The 3856-nt window shown below is 61.4% G+C and carries 2 protein-coding genes; one reads left to right on the forward strand and one right to left on the reverse strand.

Features of this window, described 5'->3' with window-relative positions; all coding sequences use genetic code 11:
* Positions 1-289 precede the first annotated feature (289 nt).
* Positions 290-1333 carry a DUF2493 domain-containing protein gene (locus NJ75_RS23020; RefSeq protein WP_039338732.1) on the reverse strand — a complete coding sequence of 348 codons (1044 nt, stop codon included), beginning with the start codon at positions 1331-1333 and terminating at the stop codon, positions 290-292.
* Between the two features lie 451 nt (positions 1334-1784).
* Between NJ75_RS23020 and NJ75_RS23025 the strand changes: the two genes are divergently transcribed.
* Entirely contained in the window at positions 1785-3032 is a 1248-nt protein-coding gene (locus NJ75_RS23025; protein WP_039338733.1) for an ATP-binding protein, read from the forward strand.
* Positions 3033-3856: the final 824 nt, after the last annotated feature.

A 3856-nucleotide genomic window follows, 5' to 3' on the forward strand; every position in this document is an offset into this window, starting at 1 on the left:
GGGCAACCACCTGACCAGCGCGTCCTGATCGCGTGGAAGCGCACCCCGCGATTACCCCATGTGTTTAACCCTGTTGGGCAGCGCCCCCGGTGGTCCCATGCACGGGTCTTGAGCGCCCGGCCGATACGAAGCCTTCGCAGCCCCGCCAGAAGGCCGTCAGGCCAATACTGGCGGGGGCAGGAAGCGAGCGAGCCGGGCATGACAGTGTGCGTCCCGATTTACAAAAAAGAAGGGCATCCGGCGGTGAGACCGGACACCCTTCTGATTGATGAAGACGGATCAGCCCCGCTCAGGACGGCGGGAGATCGTCGCCATTGGCAACGCGCTTCATTGCCGGGCGTTCAGCCTGCGCTGGAGCCTTGGCCCTCGCCGCCGGAGCCTCGTTCTGGACCGAAGCATCGCGCACGATGTGGAGCGGCACGCGGGCCTCACGCAGCCGGTCGGCAAGGTTCGCCTGGATGCCGCCGCCGCTGCACACCACCGCCTCGACAGGCTTGAAGGCGAGCATGCGGGCGTTGCGCTGATAGGGCGCTGAAGGTCCCCTCGAGGTGTCGGGCTTGCACAGGATCACCGGCACATTGTGGCGCGAGGCCCATGCTGCTGCGATTACGTCCGCGCCCTTGTTCTGCGCAGTCGTTGCCAGCGCCATCGACGGCACCCGGGTGTGGATCGCATCGAGGTAGTCTTCCACCAATGCAATGTCGGTGAACTGCTGTCCGCCCGAGAACACCACGACCGGACCCGAGGGGGCGAACTGCTCGCGCCGCTGCGCCTTCTGTGCCGCGAGATAATCGCGCGCTTCGATCATGGAGGCATTGGTCTTGGAGGACACCCGCGAACCCCGGACCGGCGAGAACGGACGGCCGGTTTCGACGAGGTAGATCCGCGCGGCATGATCCCGCATGCATTCCATCGCATCGCGGCATTCGGCGAGGCTGCGGGCCTGCATGGTGAGGTCCTCAAGGTCGGTCGCATAGACCTCACTCGGATCATACTCGCGCAGCTTCTCCTGCAGCCGGTTCGCCATTGCATCCTCGCGGTCATCGAGGCGCTTGGCCACGACATGGAAGCTGTTGGCGATGCCCCAGGCGACTTCGCTGGCGAAGTCCTCCATCCGGGTGTCGCGGAACAGGTCGAAGACCGTTGCCAGCATCATCTCGATCGCCGCCTGCGCCGCTTCCGGGTCGGGCATTTCAGCTGCGGTCGGCTCATGCTCGATCGAGAGCTTGGCCAGTTCGGTCTGCTCCATGAAGGCCCGGGCGTAGTCGGGCGTGGCGATTTCGCGCGCATAGTGTTCAGCAAGGTCGGCAAAGTTCGAGAAACGGTCCGTCATGATAACCTCCAAAAGGAATTTTCTCTCATCACGCTGATGAAAGATGTGCCTTGAAGGACGCCGGAGTCAGGCAGTCAGGGACGGCGGCGCGCACGCGCTGCCGCCGCGAATAGCGGGCGTGGGGGGAGCCGATTTTTGATCGCAAGGCGCTAGCCGCAGCAGGCCAAAATCGGGGGGCACCGCGATCCTTGACGGCCGCCAATCTCCCAGGCGTCATGCTATGGCGATGCTGATTTCGCTCAGCCACCGAGATGAGAGAGAGATTACGGTTTTGCCCCCGAAACCCTGAACCTGAAAGGAGCAGGAGCGTTCGGGGTTAACCGCAAAACACCGCTACTCTTCGCTGATCAAGCGGCTGTGAGAGGGCTGGGTTGGCGATGGGACGGATATAGACTGACGATTGGTCAGGCTTAGATTGACGATTGGACGCACTTTGATGTAGCAATTGGCCATGATCGCATCTCCAAAATTGCCGCTCGTACCGCGCCGTGCAGAGACGGCTGTGGCGACAGCACTCGAGGATACGCGCGTCGTGCTGGTCGAAGGTCCGCGCCAAGCGGGCAAGACGACCCTTGTGCGACAATTCGTTCACGAGCGTCGCCCCTACCTGTCGCTTGATGACCCGGTTATTCTTGCCAACGCCAAGAGCGATCCGGTCGGGTTCATCCGGAACCTGGAGGGTGCGGTCATCGACGAAATCCAGCGAGCTCCCGAACTCATGCTGGTGATCAAGCAGTCGGTCGATACCGACACAACCCCGGGACGTTTCCTGCTAACGGGCTCAGCCAATGTCATGGCGCTGCCAACGATAGGGGATTCGCTCGCGGGCCGTATCGAGATCGTCGAACTCTTTCCGTTCGCCCAGGCGGAGCTGTTGGAACGATCAGGCGATGCGATCGATCGCTTCTTCAGCGGCGATCCGATTGTGATCGGTGAACCCGTTGTCGGGCAGGATCTGGCGCAGCTGGTCACCCGAGGCGGATATCCCGAAGCCATAGGTCGCGCCGACGGAAAGCGGCGGATCAAATGGTTCGACGACTATCTCGCCTTGATCCTCGATCGGGACGTGCGCGACATTGCTACGATCGACCAGTTGGAAAAACTCCCCTTGTTAGTCCGGCTGCTCGCGGAGCAGTCGGGACAGCTATCCAATCATTCCAACATGGCGTCGGCACTGCAAATCTCGCGGGCGACAGTCGGGCGTTACATCGAGACGCTCGAACGCATGTTCCTGATCGACACGCTGCCGCCCTGGTTCAGCAATCGTATCTCGCGCCTCATCAAGACACCGAAGCATCACTTCCTTGACAGTGGCCTCCTGGCCGCGCTCCGTCGCTTCAGCCCGGCACCGCCGCAGACAGATCCCGAGCGCTTCGGCCCGCTCCTCGAGAGCTTCGTTGGGTCTGAACTACGCAAGCTGATCGGCTGGAGCGATGCACGCGTGACCCTCTCGCATTTTCGTACGAAAGAGGGTGACGAGGTCGACTTCGTGCTCGAGGATCAACAGGGACGCGTCGTCGGTATCGAGGTCAAGGCTTCCGCGACGTTGCGTCGCGGGGACTTTTCGGGGCTGCGCAAACTAGAAGAGGCGGCTGGCGACAAATTCGTTCGTGGGCTGGTGCTCCACGACTATGACGGGCCGCGACCGTTCAGTGAGAAGATTTCCGGTGTTCCTGTATCGGTGCTCTGGGCCAACTGACCATGCGAAAAGCATGATCAGGCTGGCTGAGCATCACTTGCGATCCGGTAGGAACCTTTAAGATCCGATGCGCTGGAAGACGACAAAGTGGCCATCGTAGCCGATCTGTCGGCGGGTCCGGGCTGAGACTGCAGCGCGCGTCCAGTCGGAACTTGGGTCGAGCGCCTGCTATTGTAGGCAGTATCCAGCGTCGACGGTGAAACCGATTTGCCTAGCCGCTCGACGGCCTCGCTTGCCAAGTTCCGGATCCCGATGATAGCCGCAGGCCTGCCGGTCAGCGGCGAGGGCTCGGCCTTCGCGTAAAGACCCTAGCCAATCCGGACCCGACGGCCTGACTGCACCTGATGGAGAAGCGCGCGCCCGACCGTGTCATAGCCTCCAAATTCGCCAAAATCGAATCGCATGAACACGTTGCGCCGGGATCGCCGGACCCGCTGTGCGATGCGCTCTGCACTCGACGAGGCGGACGAGGTCATCAGGCCGCTTGTAAATCCGAAAGCAAAGACATGGAAATCGACGACCAGATGCGACGCTTCTTTGGGACCGATGATCTCGGAGCGGTGTCACCTGAAGGATGCGCCGCCCGCAGATCGAGGCCAATGCAGGCGACCTGATCGGCACCCAAAGCGCGAGACAGGATCGGGTTTATCCCACAACCTGGCAAGAGGGGAAAATGTGGGATAAACCGGCGGGACGCGAGCGGTCACCGCTGCCACCCGTTTCAAATTGATAATACATCTTATGTTAATACCGATACCATAACTGTCCATGTAAACTGTGTCCAGTGTGATGGCGAAAGGCTTGCAGTCACGGGGGTCTTTCAA

Source organism: Novosphingobium subterraneum, assembly GCF_000807925.1.
Lineage (GTDB): Bacteria > Pseudomonadota > Alphaproteobacteria > Sphingomonadales > Sphingomonadaceae > Novosphingobium > Novosphingobium subterraneum.

What these genes read in the sequence shown, in the direction of transcription:
- NJ75_RS23020 (WP_039338732.1), bottom strand. Translation starts at nt 1,333, where the DNA reads ATGACGGACCGTTTCTCGAACTTTGCCGACCTTGCTGAACACTATGCG.
- NJ75_RS23025 (WP_039338733.1), top strand. Translation starts at nt 1,785, where the DNA reads ATGATCGCATCTCCAAAATTGCCGCTCGTACCGCGCCGTGCAGAGACG.